This window comes from Croceitalea sp. W27 (assembly GCF_055693185.1).
In genome coordinates, this window is the sequence record NZ_CM146327.1 from 2604022 (window position 1) to 2619351 (window position 15330).

Annotated in this window: 16 protein-coding genes; 5 read left to right on the forward strand and 11 right to left on the reverse strand. The window is 38.5% G+C overall.

The window, feature by feature from the left end:
- Window positions 1–2 precede the first annotated feature (2 nt).
- From ACZ1GR_RS11805 to ACZ1GR_RS11830, 6 genes are all read right to left on the reverse strand, one after another.
- Entirely contained in the window at window positions 3–803 is an 801-nt protein-coding gene (locus ACZ1GR_RS11805; RefSeq protein WP_472609169.1) for a tryptophan-rich sensory protein, read from the reverse strand.
- Between the two features lie 52 nt (window positions 804–855).
- Window positions 856–1488: a ligase-associated DNA damage response endonuclease PdeM gene (gene pdeM, locus ACZ1GR_RS11810; protein ID WP_472609170.1), complete on the reverse strand. Its 633-nt coding sequence runs from the start codon at window positions 1486–1488 to the stop codon at window positions 856–858.
- Window positions 1485–3947 (reverse strand): ligase-associated DNA damage response DEXH box helicase, encoded by a 2463-nt coding sequence (locus ACZ1GR_RS11815; protein ID WP_472609171.1) that lies wholly within the window; start codon window positions 3945–3947, stop codon window positions 1485–1487. Before ACZ1GR_RS11815 ends, pdeM begins: the two co-directional genes overlap by 4 nt.
- Before the next feature lie 60 nt (window positions 3948–4007).
- On the reverse strand, window positions 4008–4295 hold the full coding sequence (locus tag ACZ1GR_RS11820; protein WP_472609172.1) for a GIY-YIG nuclease family protein: 288 nt from the start codon (window positions 4293–4295) through the stop codon (window positions 4008–4010).
- Window positions 4296–4362: 67 nt separating this feature from the next.
- Window positions 4363–6060: an ATP-dependent DNA ligase gene (locus ACZ1GR_RS11825; protein WP_472609173.1), complete on the reverse strand. Its 1698-nt coding sequence runs from the start codon at window positions 6058–6060 to the stop codon at window positions 4363–4365.
- Window positions 6060–7085, reverse strand: coding sequence for a ligase-associated DNA damage response exonuclease (locus ACZ1GR_RS11830; protein ID WP_472609174.1), 1026 nt, complete (start codon window positions 7083–7085; stop codon window positions 6060–6062). The genes ACZ1GR_RS11825 and ACZ1GR_RS11830 overlap by 1 nt, the downstream gene beginning before the upstream one ends.
- Window positions 7086–7172: 87 nt before the next feature.
- On the opposite strand from ACZ1GR_RS11830, the gene ACZ1GR_RS11835 reads away from it, so the two are divergent.
- Window positions 7173–7595 (forward strand): TerB family tellurite resistance protein, encoded by a 423-nt coding sequence (locus ACZ1GR_RS11835; RefSeq protein WP_472609175.1) that lies wholly within the window; start codon window positions 7173–7175, stop codon window positions 7593–7595.
- Between the two features lie 3 nt (window positions 7596–7598).
- Here ACZ1GR_RS11835 and fbp read toward each other — a convergent pair whose 3' ends face one another.
- Window positions 7599–8606, reverse strand: a complete 1008-nt coding sequence (gene fbp / locus ACZ1GR_RS11840; protein WP_377768260.1) for a class 1 fructose-bisphosphatase — start codon at window positions 8604–8606, stop codon at window positions 7599–7601.
- 114 nt (window positions 8607–8720) lie between these two features.
- On the opposite strand from fbp, the gene ACZ1GR_RS11845 reads away from it, so the two are divergent.
- The 4 genes from ACZ1GR_RS11845 to ACZ1GR_RS11860 all read left to right on the forward strand — a co-directional run bounded on the left by ACZ1GR_RS11845 (window position 8721) and on the right by ACZ1GR_RS11860 (window position 13328).
- Window positions 8721–9200, forward strand: coding sequence for a GNAT family N-acetyltransferase (locus tag ACZ1GR_RS11845; protein ID WP_472609176.1), 480 nt, complete (start codon window positions 8721–8723; stop codon window positions 9198–9200).
- A complete protein-coding gene (locus tag ACZ1GR_RS11850) occupies window positions 9197–10447 on the forward strand; it encodes an aspartate kinase (RefSeq protein WP_472609177.1) in 1251 nt (416 codons plus the stop codon). Before ACZ1GR_RS11845 ends, ACZ1GR_RS11850 begins: the two co-directional genes overlap by 4 nt.
- 63 nt (window positions 10448–10510) lie before the next feature.
- Complete coding sequence (locus tag ACZ1GR_RS11855) at window positions 10511–12322, forward strand: GNAT family N-acyltransferase (RefSeq protein ID WP_472609178.1); 1812 nt, start codon at window positions 10511–10513, stop codon at window positions 12320–12322.
- Window positions 12297–13328, forward strand: a complete 1032-nt coding sequence (locus ACZ1GR_RS11860) for a carboxypeptidase-like regulatory domain-containing protein (protein ID WP_472609179.1) — start codon at window positions 12297–12299, stop codon at window positions 13326–13328. Before ACZ1GR_RS11855 ends, ACZ1GR_RS11860 begins: the two co-directional genes overlap by 26 nt.
- Before the next feature lie 11 nt (window positions 13329–13339).
- Here ACZ1GR_RS11860 and ACZ1GR_RS11865 read toward each other — a convergent pair whose 3' ends face one another.
- The 4 genes from ACZ1GR_RS11865 to ACZ1GR_RS11880 are packed head-to-tail and all read right to left on the reverse strand — an operon-like array spanning window position 13340 to window position 15319.
- A complete protein-coding gene (locus ACZ1GR_RS11865) occupies window positions 13340–13960 on the reverse strand; it encodes a low molecular weight phosphatase family protein (RefSeq protein WP_472609180.1) in 621 nt (206 codons plus the stop codon).
- An 18-nt stretch (window positions 13961–13978) separates the two neighbouring features.
- Window positions 13979–14470 carry a GNAT family N-acetyltransferase gene (locus tag ACZ1GR_RS11870; RefSeq protein ID WP_472609181.1) on the reverse strand — a complete coding sequence of 164 codons (492 nt, stop codon included), beginning with the start codon at window positions 14468–14470 and terminating at the stop codon, window positions 13979–13981.
- 25 nt (window positions 14471–14495) lie between these two features.
- Window positions 14496–14984: a DUF6428 family protein gene (locus ACZ1GR_RS11875; RefSeq protein ID WP_472609182.1), complete on the reverse strand. Its 489-nt coding sequence runs from the start codon at window positions 14982–14984 to the stop codon at window positions 14496–14498.
- 11 nt (window positions 14985–14995) lie between these two features.
- Entirely contained in the window at window positions 14996–15319 is a 324-nt protein-coding gene (locus tag ACZ1GR_RS11880; RefSeq protein ID WP_472609183.1) for an ArsR/SmtB family transcription factor, read from the reverse strand.
- Window positions 15320–15330: the final 11 nt, after the last annotated feature.

Consider the following 15330-nt stretch of genomic DNA (forward strand, 5'->3'; position numbering starts at 1 on the left):
TTTTAATTTTCTAACCTTCTTTCCAATAGTTTCTGAAACGGATTTGTTTTTCTGTTTAGAAACCCATGGATTGCAATACTAATTAATAAAATAGCGCTGGCAACTAGAGCGGTAATTGCTATGGTTTCATAGTTGGTTTTATGTCTAATATAAATTGCGAATAGTGCCCAAACTCCGACTAAAGCAAACTCTCGCATGTTGCGTTTCAAAACCATAAGTAGATTTAAAATAGTGGCAACTATGACCATTGTTATGGTCCAACCTTCTCCAGATAAAAAACCTCCGTTCCAACTTAATTTGGTTAAATAAGCGGAAATATTTGCTATGGTAGCTACAGCTATCCATCCACTATAAATACAAATAGGCCACCATACAAAAGCTATAATCGCAATTGGCGCATCCCAACGTTCCATATTGGTGTTCAAAATAATTTTTACAAGTGAAAACAGAATACCAAGCATTATGAGTACGGAAAGCCCAGTATAATCATATACAAAGGCCAACACCCAACAACTGTTCAGAACATTGGCTATTATAAACCAATAACCGGTTTGTTCAATGAAGTTGCTTGGCTTGTTTCCAAAAAAGGCTCTTTTGACCTGAAAAATACTATAGGCAAATAAACCTAGAAAAATGAGACCCCAAATGGCAAAAGCATAACTCGCCGGAGTGAACAGATTGTCATATCGATTGCTAATTTCCCCAATGGTGGTGTCGTTAAGTCTAAGTGCTTGCGAGATATAGTTTACTGCAATTACAAATACTACCGAAGCCAAGTTGGCTACTGCTAGCGTCTTTTTCATCTTTGTTATTTTTGGTGAAACTAAGCATTATGGAGAATTTATAGTAAACCCTCTAGATTTTAATAACCTCATCTTCCGCAATCGCAAAAACCTCATCCTCTTTTGTAGGTTCTAAAACATGTGTGCCAGTAAATTCACCAAAAGCGGGTAAAATAAGCCGCTGTTTCTTTTTAAAAAAACAAGGTAATTTTAGACGTTGTCTGCCAAAACCTTGTAAACGTACCGCGGGGTGAATATGACCGCAGAAATTAAAATAACTATCCCGTTCTTCAGGATGATGGGTTAATATAAAACCTTCTATTTCTAGTTCCTGAAATATTTTAATGCCCAAGTCTTCAAATTTTTCAGGAGCTATAATATCGTGATTGCCTGCAACTAGTATAATTTCTGAAGGTGTTTTTTCGACCCAATTCTCAAAAAACCGCCATTCTTTGTTTAGAGATGAATGAAATAAATCTCCTAAAAAACAGACTTGGAACGGTTTAAAATAGTTAACAATTTCATCCAGCAGAATAAAGTTTTTGTGTATTGCTTTTTGGGGCACTGCAGCGCCAAACTTTCTAAAATGTGCAACTTTACCCAAATGCACATCACTTATTAAAAGCATCGACTTTTCTACCCAAAAAATACCTCCATTGGGGTGAAGTACGAACTCCTGGTTTTTTATTAGAATGGCTTGGGTCATTTCATTAAAATTTTGGTCATTCGCTTAATTCTATCAGCCAGTTTTTCATTAGATAGCTTTTCACGTAATCTATCCGTAATGATAGGAAAAGAAAAGGGTGTAGGTTTTGTGCACTCTTTCCATACGATTTCTTGCGAAGCGATGCGCTCCAATGCTAAACGTAAACGTCCCTCTTCCAATTGGTGTTCGAAAGTCTCAGTAAATGCTTGTTGATAGAGCAGGTTGTCTGCTTCAAAATCTTTAAAAACATCAAAGAGTAATTGCGAGCTACTTTGCAAATGCTTCATTTTAATTCCTTTATCAGGATAGCCGGTAAAAACCATTCCGCTAATCACAGCAATATCACGGAACTTTCGACGTGCCATCTCGTTGCTGTTCAGGCTCTTTTGAAGGTCAGCAAGCATATATTCGGTGGTAAATAAATCGTTATCTAAAACAGCTTGAATGTCAATCGGCTTATCGGATAACAATTCAAAACCATAATCATTGTAAGCCAATGAGCAGGTTATGGGTGTAAGTAGGCTTATGCGATAAGCCAACAGACTGCTCATAGCTTCATGAACTCCTCGACCCTCAAAAGGATAAAAAATATGATGGTGTCCATCCCTGGTTTTAAAGGTTTCAATTAAAAACTCATTTGGTTTGGGAACTAAGCTTTCTTCCCGCTGTTTAGTAAACATGGGAAGTAGCGATTGAATCTCTTTAGATTGTTTTGAAAACTCCAACTCCGCGGTGTATAGTTCTTGTCGTAACAGTTCCGACATTTGGGCCGAGAAACTTAGTCGACCACCCATCCAGCTTGGAACTTTGCTCGTACGCTTGCTAGAATTACGAACGTGCGCCTGCATGCCTTTAATCCGAATAAATTCCAGATTTCTTCCCGCAAAGGTAAATACATCGCCCGGAGATAATTTAGAAATAAAGTACTCTTCGATAGCACCAATATACCCGCCTTTTTGATAGCGAACTGAAATTGATGCATCACCTACAATTGTTCCGATTTGAAAGCGATGGCGCATTGCAATACCACGATTAGTTACCTTGAATCTGCCGTCAGCTTCTACTTCAACTTTTTGGTACTCATCATAGGTTTTAAGGCTTTGACTCCCCATGACCAAGAAGTTCAAAAGCCATTGCCATTGGTCTTCCGTTACCGCTTGATAGCAAAATGTTTGTTTGATTTCTTTAAAAATTTCTTCAGGATAAAACCCATCAGAAACTGCCAAGGTCGTTAGATACTGCAGTAAAACATCAAAACTGTTTAAATACGGAATTCTATCTTCTACAGCGGCATTTTTTACCGCTTGTTGCATGGCCGAAGCTTCAATCAGTTCCATAGCATGGGTAGGTAAAAAGTGGATGACACTTTCCTTGCCGGGTTGGTGCCCACTGCGCCCTGCGCGTTGCAGAAATCGCGCTACTCCTTTAGGTCCCCCAATTTGCACTACTGTTTCTACTGGGGCAAAATCCACCCCTAAATCTAAACTTGAGGTACAAACAACTGCTTTTAAACTTTCATTTCGGATGGCTTGCTCTACCCAAAGTCTTGTTTCTTTGTTAACACTCCCGTGGTGCATGGCAAATTCACCTGCGTATTCTGGATGTTTCTCCAATATCTTTTGAAACCAAATTTCACATTGGCTTCGTGTATTGGTGAAAAGCAAGGTGGTTTTGCTTTTATTGATAATGGGAACAACATCTTCCAATAAGCGTAATCCCAAATGTCCGCGCCAGGGAAAGGTTTCCATTTCTTTTGGAATGATACTTTTTACTGCAATTTTCTTGTTCAGTTTGGCTTTTATTAAAACCGAATTTTGATAAGCAGTTGTTTCTGGCCCAAGTAGTACTTGTCTTGCCTGTTCCAAATTTCCTATGGTAGCTGAAATTCCCCAAATTCGTAAGTCGGTACAAATGGTTTTTAGCCGTGATAGTGCCAGTTCCATTTGCACCCCTCGCTTAGTACCCAGCAGTTCATGCCACTCGTCAACCACAATGGCTGAACAATCCTTAAAAACCTGGTCGTATCCTTTTGATGAAAGCAAAAGTTGTAGACTTTCAGGAGTAGTAATCAACAGATCGGGCATTTTGGTTTTTTGCCGAGCACGTTCTTTTGTTGAGGTATCACCAGTTCTGATACCTACGGTCATTTGGGTTTCCAGATCTTGGGTTATTCGTTCCGCCGATTGTTTAATCTCTTGAGAAAGTGCCCGTAAAGGGGTGATCCAAATCGCTTTTAAACCCTTCTTATGTTTGCTTTTATAATCGGGGTTGTTTTTGATGTAATTTAAAACAATAGGAAACCAAAGTGCATAGGTTTTACCGCTACCAGTTGGGGCATTTAGTAGACCATGTTTGCCTTGTAAAAAAGCAGTCCAACTTTCTTTTTGAAACGCAAAAGGTTTCCAATCTTGTTGTTGAAACCAGTCTTGAGCGATATTGAAAAGTTCTTGCCTGTTCATATTACGAACATAGTGAAGTAATCCGTTGAAGTATTCTTAGTTTCCAATCTTGTGTTTCATTTAGCCCCATTCTAAAGATAAATCCTTCCATTCAGGATTGGATGAATTGATTAGGCTTTCTTTACGTTTTCGATTTCCGGCTTTTAGTTGTTTTTCTCGTTCGAAGGCCTTACTTACAGTGTCAAATTCTTCAAAATAGACAAGATGGTCGCAATTATATCTTTTGGTGAAAGACTTCGCATGCTTTCCGTTTTTATGTTCTCTAACGCGGCGTTCGATGTCATTTGTAGCTCCTACATATAGTACAGTTTTGTTCTTATTGGTCAATATATAACAGTATCCTTTCATAGATGAATTATGCGCGTAGAGAAGTAATCTCCTAAAGTTAGGTTTCTGTTTGCTACGATTTATCTTATTATTTTGGTGTTTGACTTTGTTTGTTGGTAGATTCCTTCCCCCGAATACTCGGGGTCGGAATCAGTGCCTTTAAATCATCCAAACTATTCGCTTCCCCTATTTTTTTATCTTTTCGCCATCTTAAAATACGAGGAAAACGAGTAGCAACTCCGCTTTTATGACGTTTGGATAAAGCGATACCTTCAAAAGCAATTTCAAAAACATGATATGGTGTCACGCTGCGTACAGGGCCAAAACGTTCTAAGGTATTTTTTTTAATCCAGGCATCAACTTCTTTGAATTCTTTATCTGTAAGTCCAGAATAGGCCTTTGCAAACGTGACCAGTTCTTTCTCCCCTTCTTCGTTTTCTTGCCAAAGTGCAAAAGTATAATCTGTAAATAAATTGCTTCTACGACCATGACCACGCATAGCGTAAGTGAGCACGGCATCTATGGTCAGCGGGTCTACTTTCCATTTCCACCAGTCACCTTTTTTTCTTCCAACCTGATAAGGCGAATCTTTACGTTTAAGCATGAGACCTTCACTTCGCATTTCACGAGATTTTGTTCGTTCTTCGACAACTTCCTCCCAAGAATTAAAGTCAAGCCTTGGAGATAGTAGCAATGGTATATTATCAATTACTTGTCCTTCGACAGGCTCAGTATGACGTTCTGAAATTACTGGTGTATTTTCAAATAAGTTTTCGAGAATCTTTCTTCTTTCTAAAAATGATAGACTACGAATATCTTTCCCTTTCCATTCTAAAAGGTCATACGCTTTTAAGATTACAGGTGTTTTTGTCAATAAAGCTTTAGAAACGGTTTTTCGACCAATTCGAGTTTGTAAATCATTAAAAGTGCCGATTTCACCGTTTGGATAGGGAAGTAACTCCCCATCCAATACTGTTCCGTTGGGAATAACACCCACGAATTTTTGAAATTCCGGGTACTTATCCGTAACCAATTCTTCGCCCCGACTCCACACAAAAAGCTCATCTTTTCTAATAATGACTTGGCAGCGTATACCATCCCATTTGTGTTCTATAGACCAATCTTTCACATCACCCAAAGAAGTTACTTCGTCCTCAACGGCATAAGCCAAATAAAAAGGATAGGGTTTGGACAAGTAGTCACTTTCCTTTTCTTCTAAAACCAAATCTTGAAAAGAAATTTTATCCGGATTCCAATTTCCCATAAGTTTATAGGCAAGTATATCCTCATCTATTTCTGTGGCTTTTGAAAGTGCTCTGGTCATTAATTTTTGACTAACTCCAATTCGAAATCCCCCTGTAATCAATTTGGTAAAAACAAAACGTTCATAGTAATTTAGTTGACTCCAATTTTCAAAGAGGTAGGCTTTTTTCTCTACTTCGGTCTTTGGTTTTAGTGCTATCATTTCCTTTAAAAAGGTAGTTAGACTTTTGCTGGAGGACTTTTCCCCCGCGGGAACCACTAAAGCAATGGTCTCGGCCAAATCCCCAACTATATGATAGCTTTCTTCAAATAACCACAACGGAATATTGGCAAGTTCTGCCGCCCATTCGCGAAGTAAAGTAGTTTTTACGGGCCTGGGAGGCCTACGATGTGAAAGTATAGCAATGGTCCATACCTTGTCTTGGTCCTCAGCTTTTGTAAAATAGTCAGCCAAAGCTTGCACTTTGACTGTCGTCTTATTTGTGCTATCAAGTTTTTTAATAAGCAGCGCAAAGTCTTTCATTAAGCACTAGGGGTTGGGGTTTCCGAAGTATTTAGTTCTGAGAGTTCACCTTCGTATTGTGTTTGCTCGGTTCTTGCATCATAACCTAGTTCTTGTAAATATTTAGAAAAGATTTCTGTATAGCCATGAGTACAGATAATTTTTTCGGCACCTGTGTCTTTTATGGCAGTCAGTAAATCTGGCCAGTCACAATGATCGCTTAAAACAAAACCTTTATCAATGGCCCTTCTTCTTCTTGCGCCTCTAAAAGCCATCCAGCCACTGGCCGAAGCAGTAACAAAAGGGGTCATTTTACGGATCCAAGTGCTGCCATGTGCAGATGGCGGGGCGATGACGATACTTCCTTTTATGTCCTCTTTTTTGGTATCTCTTGTGATTAATTCTGTTTTTGGAAAATCTACCAAAGACCGTAAAACTTCGGTCATATTTTCAACAGCCCCGTGGGTATAAATTTTACCTATGTCGGGATCCAAGTGTTTTAGCAAACGTTGGGCTTTTCCTAAAGAATATCCAAAAAGCACAGAAGTTTGCCCGTTGGCCTTATTTTCTGCCCACCAGTTATTGATATTATCAAAGACTTCTTTTTGAGGTGTCCAGAGAAAAGCTGGTAAGCCAAAAGTGCATTCGGTAATGAAGGTATGGCATTTGATATTTTCATACGGTGTCGCGACGCCATCATCCTCCAATTTATAATCGCCCGTAAAGACCCAAACTTCACCTTTATATTCCACTCGTATTTGTGAAGAGCCAATAATATGCCCAGCAGGGTGTAGACTAAATTTGACTCCATTAATACTAAAGGTTTCTCCCCATTCTTTTCCGGTAATATGTACTTCCCCCAAGCGATGTTTTACAATGGGTACATTACGCTGATGGGTAATGTAATATTTATGCCCCCAGCGACTATGGTCTGCATGGCCGTGAGATATAATAGCTTTATCCACCGGTTTCCAAGGGTCGAGATAAACATCGGCAGCCTTGCAGTAAATACCGCGATTGGTGAATTGTAAAAGAGGTGTATTCATAGCGAAGTGAATTTACAAATTTCTTTTGGGGATAAATGCCGTATTTTTTCTAGTTTAAAATTATATTTGCGCTACAAAAATTATCATATGCCCATTATTGATCTTTACGAGCACGGAGATAAAAGAAAAAACCTTGCACACTTCGCCACTCTGGCAAGTTTAGCTGCAGTTGATGGTGAAATCAACGAAAAAGAAAAAGCGATTTTAGATAAGTTCGCCTTTAAATTGGATATCACCGATGCAGAGTATAAAGAGGTTATGAAAAAGGATAATAAATATCCTATCGAAACTCCGCATAGTGGTGAGAAAAGACTAAAACGTCTTTTTGAATTCTTTCAAATGGCATTTTCAGACCAGACCGTAGGTGATGATCAATTGCGTTTTATTGAGCGTTATGCGATAGGTTTGGGGTATTCGCCAGACAAAGCCGTGGAAATCGTAAAAAAATCATTTGATATCTTCTGTGGTAAAATTGCATTTGAAGATTATCAGTACCTGATGGATAAGTAGCTTCTAGTGATACTTGTCTAAAAATTCTTGAAGCTTTTCTACCATCTTTTTGCTTCCACAAAAGAAAGGAACGCGCTGATGAAGCTCGGTAGGTACAATATCCAAAATCCGATTTTTACCACCGATTGCCATGCCATTGGCTTGTTCTGCGATAAAAGCCATGGGGTTGCATTCATATAAAAGTCGAAGCTTTCCGTTTTGGGTAACACTACTTTTAGGGTACATATAAATACCTCCTTTGATCATGTTTCTATGAAAATCTGAAACTAGAGAGCCTATGTATCTCGAAGTATAGGGTCGGTCACCATCTTCTTCTTGGCAATATTTAATATAATCTTTCACACCCTGTAGAAAATGCACGTAGTTACCTTCATTAACGGAATAGATTTTTCCGGTTTCAGGAAATTGCATATTAGGATGCGAAAGGTAAAATGTTCCAATAGCGGGGTTTAAGGTAAACCCATTAACACCATGACCGGTGCTATAAACCAACATGGTAGAGGTGCCATACACCACATAACCCGCCGCAACCTGGTTTTTTCCAGGCTGAAGAAAGTCTTCAAGTTTTACAGGGGTGCCAACAGGTGTAACCCTTCTATAAATTGAAAAAATGGTACCAACGGATACATTGACATCAATATTTGAAGAACCATCTAAAGGGTCGATTAGAACAACATATTTGTTCTGATGATTTTCATCTTGACTGTTAATGGTAATAAAATCGTCTTCTTCTTCAGAGGCTATTCCGCAAACAATTTCTCTTTTTCTTAGGGCCTGAATAAACTTTTCATTGGCCAATACATCAAGCTTTTGTTGGTCTTCGCCTTGTACATTAGTATCTCCGGCCTCGCCTAAAATATCGATTAGACCCGCCTTGTTGACTTCATGATTGACAACCTTGGCCGCTAATCGAATCGCATTGATTAACTTAGAGAGTTCTCCGGTAGAGTATTGAAATTCTGATTGGTTTTCAATGATAAATTCGCCAAGGGTTTTATTTTTTTTCTCCATCAACAGATTTGTGTTTTTATCGGCAACAAATATCGCTCATTTTGTGATACTACAACGATTTCGTCGCACTATTGTTGTTTTGTATTATAACTAATTGTTTTATTTGTAACAACTATGAAATTTACGATCAGAGATTCGGTAAAAGAAGACATGCCACAGGTGATGGGGCTGATTAATGAATTGGCCAAATTTGAGCATGAAGCACATGCAGTTGATGTGACCAGTGACGATTTACAACGCGATGGTTTTGGAGACAAGCCCTTGTTTCATTGTTTTGTTGCAGAGACCGATAACGAGCTGGTGGGAATTGCTTTGGTCTACCCGAGGTATTCGACTTGGAAAGGCCCGGTGATACATTTAGAAGATTTAATAGTTACCGAAAAAATGAGAGGGAGCGGTTTGGGTACAGCGTTGCTAGAGGCCGTGGTGAAATATGGCCGCAAGCTTGGCGTTAAAAGAATTAGCTGGGAAGTTTTAGATTGGAACGAACCTGCCATAAAGTTTTATGAAAGTAAAGGCGCAAATGTTATGCGTGATTGGGATGTGGTGCAGTTAGACGAAGCAGGAATGCAAAGATTTATAGAGAATATATGAGGATTTTTAAGTTTGGGGGGGCTTCTGTAAAAGATGCCGACAGCGTTAAGAATGTTGTAAAGGTCTTAAAAGAAGTTGGCCATAAAGATACGCTTGTGGTGATTTCAGCTATGGGCAAGACTACTAATGCCATGGAAAAAGTGGTAAACGCTTACTTTGATGGTAAAAATGGCTTAGAAGAAGCCATAGATGAGGTCAGGGATGGTCACAAGAAAATAATCAATTACCTTTTTGAAATAAAGAATCATCAAATCCATAATACGGTAAACGCTCTTATTGAAGAATTCAGGGGCTTTTTAATGTGGAACAAATCGCCGAAATATGCTTTTGTGTATGATCAAGTTGTAGGCTACGGCGAATTGCTTTCTACCACAATTGTAAGTGCCTATTTGAATGAAGTTGGCCTCGCTAATCAATGGTTAGATGTGCGTGACTTGATAAAAACCGACAATAGCTATCGTGATGCACAAGTAAATTGGGAGCGAACCCAAAAAGAAGTGACCTCTGCGGTAAACAAGAATAAATTAAATATTACGCAAGGTTTTTTAGGGAGTGATGAAAACAATTTCACAACTACCCTGGGCCGTGAAGGCTCCGATTATACCGCTGCTATTTTGGCCTATTGTTTAAAGGCCGAATCTGTTACCATTTGGAAAGATGTACCCGGTGTTCTAAATGCCGACCCTCGACACTTTGATGAAACACAATTACTTAATGAAATATCATATCGAGAGGCTATTGAACTTGCTTTTTACGGAGCATCGGTAATACACCCAAAAACATTGCAGCCACTTCAGGGTAGAGAAATTCCGCTGCACGTCAAATCGTTTGTGAACCCTAAAGAGCCTGGAACCACTGTTGGGAAGGGAACGAAAATCTCACCCGAAGTACCCTGCTTTATTGTAAAGAAGAACCAAGTGTTGCTCAAACTATCTTCGTTGGATTTTTCTTTTATCGTTGAAGAAAACATGAGCGAAATATTCAAATTATTTCATGATTACAGACTAAAAGTAGATCTTATTCAAAATTCTGCCATTAGTTTTTCGGTATGTCTTGATAATAAGTTTGGTGGTTTAAAAGAGATACTTTTGGTATTACAAGAAAAATTTAAGGTAAGCTGTCAAGAAGGCGTATCGCTATACACCATTCGTCATTTTGACGAGAACTCGGTCGAAAAAATCTTAAATGGGTATACGGTTTTGGTAGAGCAACGCGGCAAAGAAACCATTCAGTTGGTTGTAAAATAACAAGGCAATTCGCTCGCGATCCCTGTATTTTCCTATATTTACCATTACCTAAATTTTGTATTCATGGGGTTGGTATCTGCTAAAGAAGTTGCAAAAGTCATAAACCTAGACAAGTATGGTGTTTTTGGAACTTTTGTGGGCTGGTTACTTATGGCGGCAACTAAGATTACCTCGATAAACCGATTTTACGATAACAATAAACATATTGAGGGTTCAGCTTTTTTAGATGCCATTCTTGATCACTACGAAATCGATTTTGAAATACCTGAAGAAGATTTCAAAAGGTTGCCTAAAGATGGTTCATTCATTACCATATCCAACCATCCGCTAGGCGGTATCGATGGAGTGCTATTATTGCAATTAATGCTTAAACAGAGGGCAGATTTTAAGATTATCGCCAACTTTTTGCTGAATAGGATTGAACCTATGAAACAGTTTATTCTGCCCGTAAACCCTTTTGAAAACCATAAAGATGCAAAGAGTAGTATCGCGGGGTTCAAAAATGCCCTGATGCATCTTCGTGAAGGTAAGCCTCTAGGTATTTTTCCGGCGGGCGAGGTGTCTACCTATCGCGATGGTAAATTGGTAGTTGATAAACCCTGGGAAGAAGCAGCGCTTAAATTAATTCGAAAAGCTGAGGTACCTGTGGTGCCTATTTATTTTCATGCGAAAAATAGTCGTTTGTTTTACCGCCTTTCTAAGATAAGTGATGTGTTTAGAACAGCTAAGCTGCCATCTGAAGTTACCACCCAGCGCAGAAGACCTATAAAAGTGAGAATAGGGCAGCCTATTTCTGTAAAAATGCAGAAAGAGGAAGAAACCTTGGAAGACTTCACAGAATTGCTACGTAAAAAAACCTATTTGTTGGCCAATGCATTTGAAAAGGAACGCTTGTTGGATAAAGTACCGACAACATTAAAAATTCCGAAAGCGCCCAAAAAGATAGCTTCCGCAGTTCGTACGGAGGTGATTCAAGGTGAAATTGAAAAGCTTCGCGAAAAAGAATGCCGTTTGCTACAAAGTAAGAATTACGAGGTTTTCTTGGCTCAAGAACAAGACATGCCTTTTATTTTAAAAGAAATAGGTAGGCAGCGTGAAGTTACTTTTAGAGCGATAGGGGAGGGTACCAACAATGCTATAGATTTAGATAAGTTCGATTCATATTACCATCACCTTTTTCTTTGGGATGATCAAGACAAGGCCATTGTAGGGGCCTATCGTATGGGGCTTGGGGCACAAATTTTCAAGGCACATGGTATCGACGGTTTTTATTTGCAAGACCTGTTTCGGTTTGAGCCAGAACTCTTTAGAATGATGTCAAAATCCATTGAGATGGGTAGGGCCTATATCGTAAAAGAGTACCAGCAAAAGCCAATGCCCTTGTTTTTGTTATGGAAGGGTATTGTACATACCACCTTGCGCTACCCAGAACATAAATATTTGATAGGCGGGGTAAGTATTAGCAATCAGTTTTCAAATTTCTCAAAGTCTTTGATGATCGAGTTTATGAAATCGAACTATTGGGATCCCTATGTAGCCCAATACATTCACCCTAAAAAAGAGTTTAAGGTAAAGCTCAAAGATGCCGATAAAGAATTTGTGTTTGACGAAACTCAGGCCGACCTTAATAAGTTTGACCGTTTGATCGAAGAAGTTGAACCGGGCAGTCTGCGTCTCCCGGTGCTGATTAAAAAGTATATAAAGCAAAATGCCAAAGTAGTCGCTTTTAATGTTGACCCGCTGTTCAATAATTCCGTTGATGGGTTGATGTACATCAAAATTGCCGATTTGCCCGAGAGTACTGTAAAACCGGTTATGGAGGAGTTTCAGGCTGAATTGGAGCGTAAACATGCAGAGAACAATAGCGCCGGTTAGTTTTATGAAAAATGTATTTCAGATATACTTACTCTTAAGCTTAAGCACAGTGTTTTCTCAGTTCTCTGTTTCTGGTTATGTACGCGATAATGAAACCAAAGAGCCTTTGCTCGGCGTTTCAATTTTCTATGATGGATCTACCATAGGCACTGTTACCAATGCCCAGGGATACTTTCAACTAAGTACTTCACGAAGGATGACCGGGAATTTGATTTTTGATTTTTTAGGGTACGAAACCGTTATTTTATCTGAAGTAAAAGAAGGCTCACTCGGCACTATTTTTCTTAAGGACAAACCCTTAGAACTTGATGAGGTAGTTCTGCAGCCTGATACTTGGAGTAGGATTAAGAAACTCCGTATTTTTAGAAAAGAATTTCTAGGCATTACTAGCGCGGGGATTAGATGTAAAATTTTAAATGAAGACGACATAAGATTATATTATAATGCCGAAGAGAATAGACTTTATGCATTTGCCAAAAAGCCTATAATAATAAAAAATAGATACCTAGGTTATGAGGTTAAGTACAATCTTGTAGATTTTGAAGCCGACTTTTTCGAACAGACCAATGATACCGTAATTACAAAATCTACCTATATGGCGGGTACTTTGTTTTTTACGGATTTGGATAAGGAAAAACCAAAAAAACGTCATCTTAAAAATCGAGAGGACACCTATTTAGGTTCGAGTATGCATTTTATGCGGTCGTTGGCCAGTCAAACTTTAACTGAAGAAGGTTTTGCCATATTTAAAAAGAGATTTCAAGTAAACCCGAAAGAAGTGTATGGTGTTAAACCCATAGCTGGGCTTACACAGGTTATACAAAGGGCCGAAAGACTTGCTATCACATTTAATGGTGCGGATCAATCTTTCTTGCGTGTTTCAGAAAATCCTTTTTTTATTGATGGATACGGAAATTATACCCCAAGCAGAAATCTATTTTTTGGTGGTAAAATAGGGGAGAACAGGGCGGGTGATCTGTTGCCTTTAGATTATGCTATTGATTAGGTTTATGATGTTTAGCTTAAAACATTTTTAAAAACATAATACAGTTCATTCGCAATCTGAAGGCTTCGTTCTAAATATTTTTCCTCCTGTTGCGGTGTATTATCAAATTTTTTTGGGTCTTCAAAAGTTATTGGAAATCGTGCATCCGCGCCTTGAACGATAGGGCAAGCTTCATTGGCGGAATCACAGGTTAAGATAGCTCCGAAATTTGATTTAGGATTAAAACCATCATCATAGGTTTTTGAAAACCCGATTACAGGGTGGGCATTTTCCGTGTACTTTATGCGGTATATGGGATTGTCACCTTCAGAAATTTTATGGATATGGAATCCTGACTTTTTTAAAGCCTCAGCAGCCATAGGGTATAGTGCAGTAGCTTCTGTTCCTCCAGAATAACAATGTATGTTCTTTATCCCGAAATGATAGGCTATTGCCTGTGCCCAAACTTGCGAAAGGTGGCTTCTACGGGAATTATGGGTACAAATAAAATTAAGCTGAATTGAAGCTTTGGTTTTAATTTTCTCCCTTATGTAACTGGCCAAAGGGTCAAGACTCTCTTTTCTTTGATTAGAAATGGTTTCTGGAAGCAGTGATTGTAGCGTTGATTCAATTTTAGGGAACAGCTTTTGCATTTTATCTCTCATTTTTAATCAAATACCAATGGTTTTGCTTCGTTTTTCGAATAACAAATTGTCTTTCCATATATCCTCTTTTGTTTTTCCAACTTTCTCACGTTTTCCAATATATCGAAAACCAACAGTTTCATGTAATTTAATACTGGCCGTATTTTCTGGAAAAATACCGGACTGTATGGTCCAATAACCTGCAGCTTCACTTTCTTCGATTAGTTTTAGCAAGAGTGTTTTGCCAACTCCAAGCCCTCTACATTTACTTGATACATAAACACTGACTTCTGCAACGCCCCCATACACACATCTACTTGATACTGGTGACAGGGCTGCCCAGCCTAAAATTTTATGATCTTTTTCAGCTACTAATCGGCATTCATTAAGATGCCCGTTATCCCAACTATCAAAATCTGGAACTTTAGTTTCAAAGGTTGCATAACCTGTCGAAATTCCTTCCAAATAAATCTTGGCCACTTCTCGCCAATCTCTAATTGTCATACTTCTGATTACCATGGAGTTGTCTATTTAAAAAAATGTCTCAACAACATCCATTACTTGGCGAACAACAAGGTTCCGTAGCTACTTCTTTTTCTGTAGGTATTCCGCAGGTTGCTTTGGCCTTGCAATCGGTTTTTTCTACTGCAAGTTTAAAAACAAGCTTTTCGTTGTTCCAAATAGCCTCTTTTATGAAAAGTTGCGCGGTATGAAAGTTGTTATTGCTGTACTCTATTTTGAGTTCTGCATCTTTCACCATTGGTTTAATACTTTCGACTTTGTCAAGAATAGCGAGTGCTTTTTCAGCAGTCATAAATACTGTTTTATCCAACTCTTCAGGGCTTTCATAAAGCTGAACAATGGTCTCCTTCCAAAAATCAACTCCAGCACCACAATCTACACTGTCAATAGTGGTATTCTTAATTTCGGTGATATGGTAGTTGGCCCCGACAAAAGTACCAGGCCGGTATTCAAAAAGGAGCGATTTCTCTTTATGATTGTTTAATAGTTCTAAAAATACGTTTGTTTTCATACTAAATTGTTTTAACAGCAATTGCTTTTAGTTGTATTGAAAAAAGTGTTTAAGGTGCTTTGTATTTTACTCCATGTATCTAAGTTGATGCAATAGCATACTTTTTTTCCCTCTATCTCACCCTTAATTAAATCGATGCTCTTTAATTCTTTTAAATGTTGTGAGATGGTTGGCTGTGCCAGACCTATTTCATCAACGATATCATTACAGATACAAGACTCTTGTTTGCTTATGTATTGCAGTATGGCAATTCGAGCAGGGTTGGCCAAAACCTTAAAAATAGTGGCCATTTGATTCTGGTTCTGATTGAAAATTTGCGTTTTGGTAATACCCATTATATATTTAT

Coding starts and splice junctions, on each gene's coding strand:
- ACZ1GR_RS11805 (WP_472609169.1), bottom strand. CDS start 803: ATGAAAAAGACGCTAGCAGTAGCCAACTTGGCTTCGGTAGTATTTGTA.
- pdeM (WP_472609170.1), bottom strand. CDS start 1,488: ATGACCCAAGCCATTCTAATAAAAAACCAGGAGTTCGTACTTCACCCC.
- ACZ1GR_RS11815 (WP_472609171.1), bottom strand. CDS start 3,947: ATGAACAGGCAAGAACTTTTCAATATCGCTCAAGACTGGTTTCAACAA.
- ACZ1GR_RS11820 (WP_472609172.1), bottom strand. CDS start 4,295: ATGAAAGGATACTGTTATATATTGACCAATAAGAACAAAACTGTACTA.
- ACZ1GR_RS11825 (WP_472609173.1), bottom strand. CDS start 6,060: ATGAAAGACTTTGCGCTGCTTATTAAAAAACTTGATAGCACAAATAAG.
- ACZ1GR_RS11830 (WP_472609174.1), bottom strand. CDS start 7,085: ATGAATACACCTCTTTTACAATTCACCAATCGCGGTATTTACTGCAAG.
- ACZ1GR_RS11835 (WP_472609175.1), top strand. CDS start 7,173: ATGCCCATTATTGATCTTTACGAGCACGGAGATAAAAGAAAAAACCTT.
- fbp (WP_377768260.1), bottom strand. CDS start 8,606: ATGGAGAAAAAAAATAAAACCCTTGGCGAATTTATCATTGAAAACCAA.
- ACZ1GR_RS11845 (WP_472609176.1), top strand. CDS start 8,721: ATGAAATTTACGATCAGAGATTCGGTAAAAGAAGACATGCCACAGGTG.
- ACZ1GR_RS11850 (WP_472609177.1), top strand. CDS start 9,197: ATGAGGATTTTTAAGTTTGGGGGGGCTTCTGTAAAAGATGCCGACAGC.
- ACZ1GR_RS11855 (WP_472609178.1), top strand. CDS start 10,511: ATGGGGTTGGTATCTGCTAAAGAAGTTGCAAAAGTCATAAACCTAGAC.
- ACZ1GR_RS11860 (WP_472609179.1), top strand. CDS start 12,297: ATGCAGAGAACAATAGCGCCGGTTAGTTTTATGAAAAATGTATTTCAG.
- ACZ1GR_RS11865 (WP_472609180.1), bottom strand. CDS start 13,960: ATGCAAAAGCTGTTCCCTAAAATTGAATCAACGCTACAATCACTGCTT.
- ACZ1GR_RS11870 (WP_472609181.1), bottom strand. CDS start 14,470: ATGGTAATCAGAAGTATGACAATTAGAGATTGGCGAGAAGTGGCCAAG.
- ACZ1GR_RS11875 (WP_472609182.1), bottom strand. CDS start 14,984: ATGAAAACAAACGTATTTTTAGAACTATTAAACAATCATAAAGAGAAA.
- ACZ1GR_RS11880 (WP_472609183.1), bottom strand. CDS start 15,319: ATGGGTATTACCAAAACGCAAATTTTCAATCAGAACCAGAATCAAATG.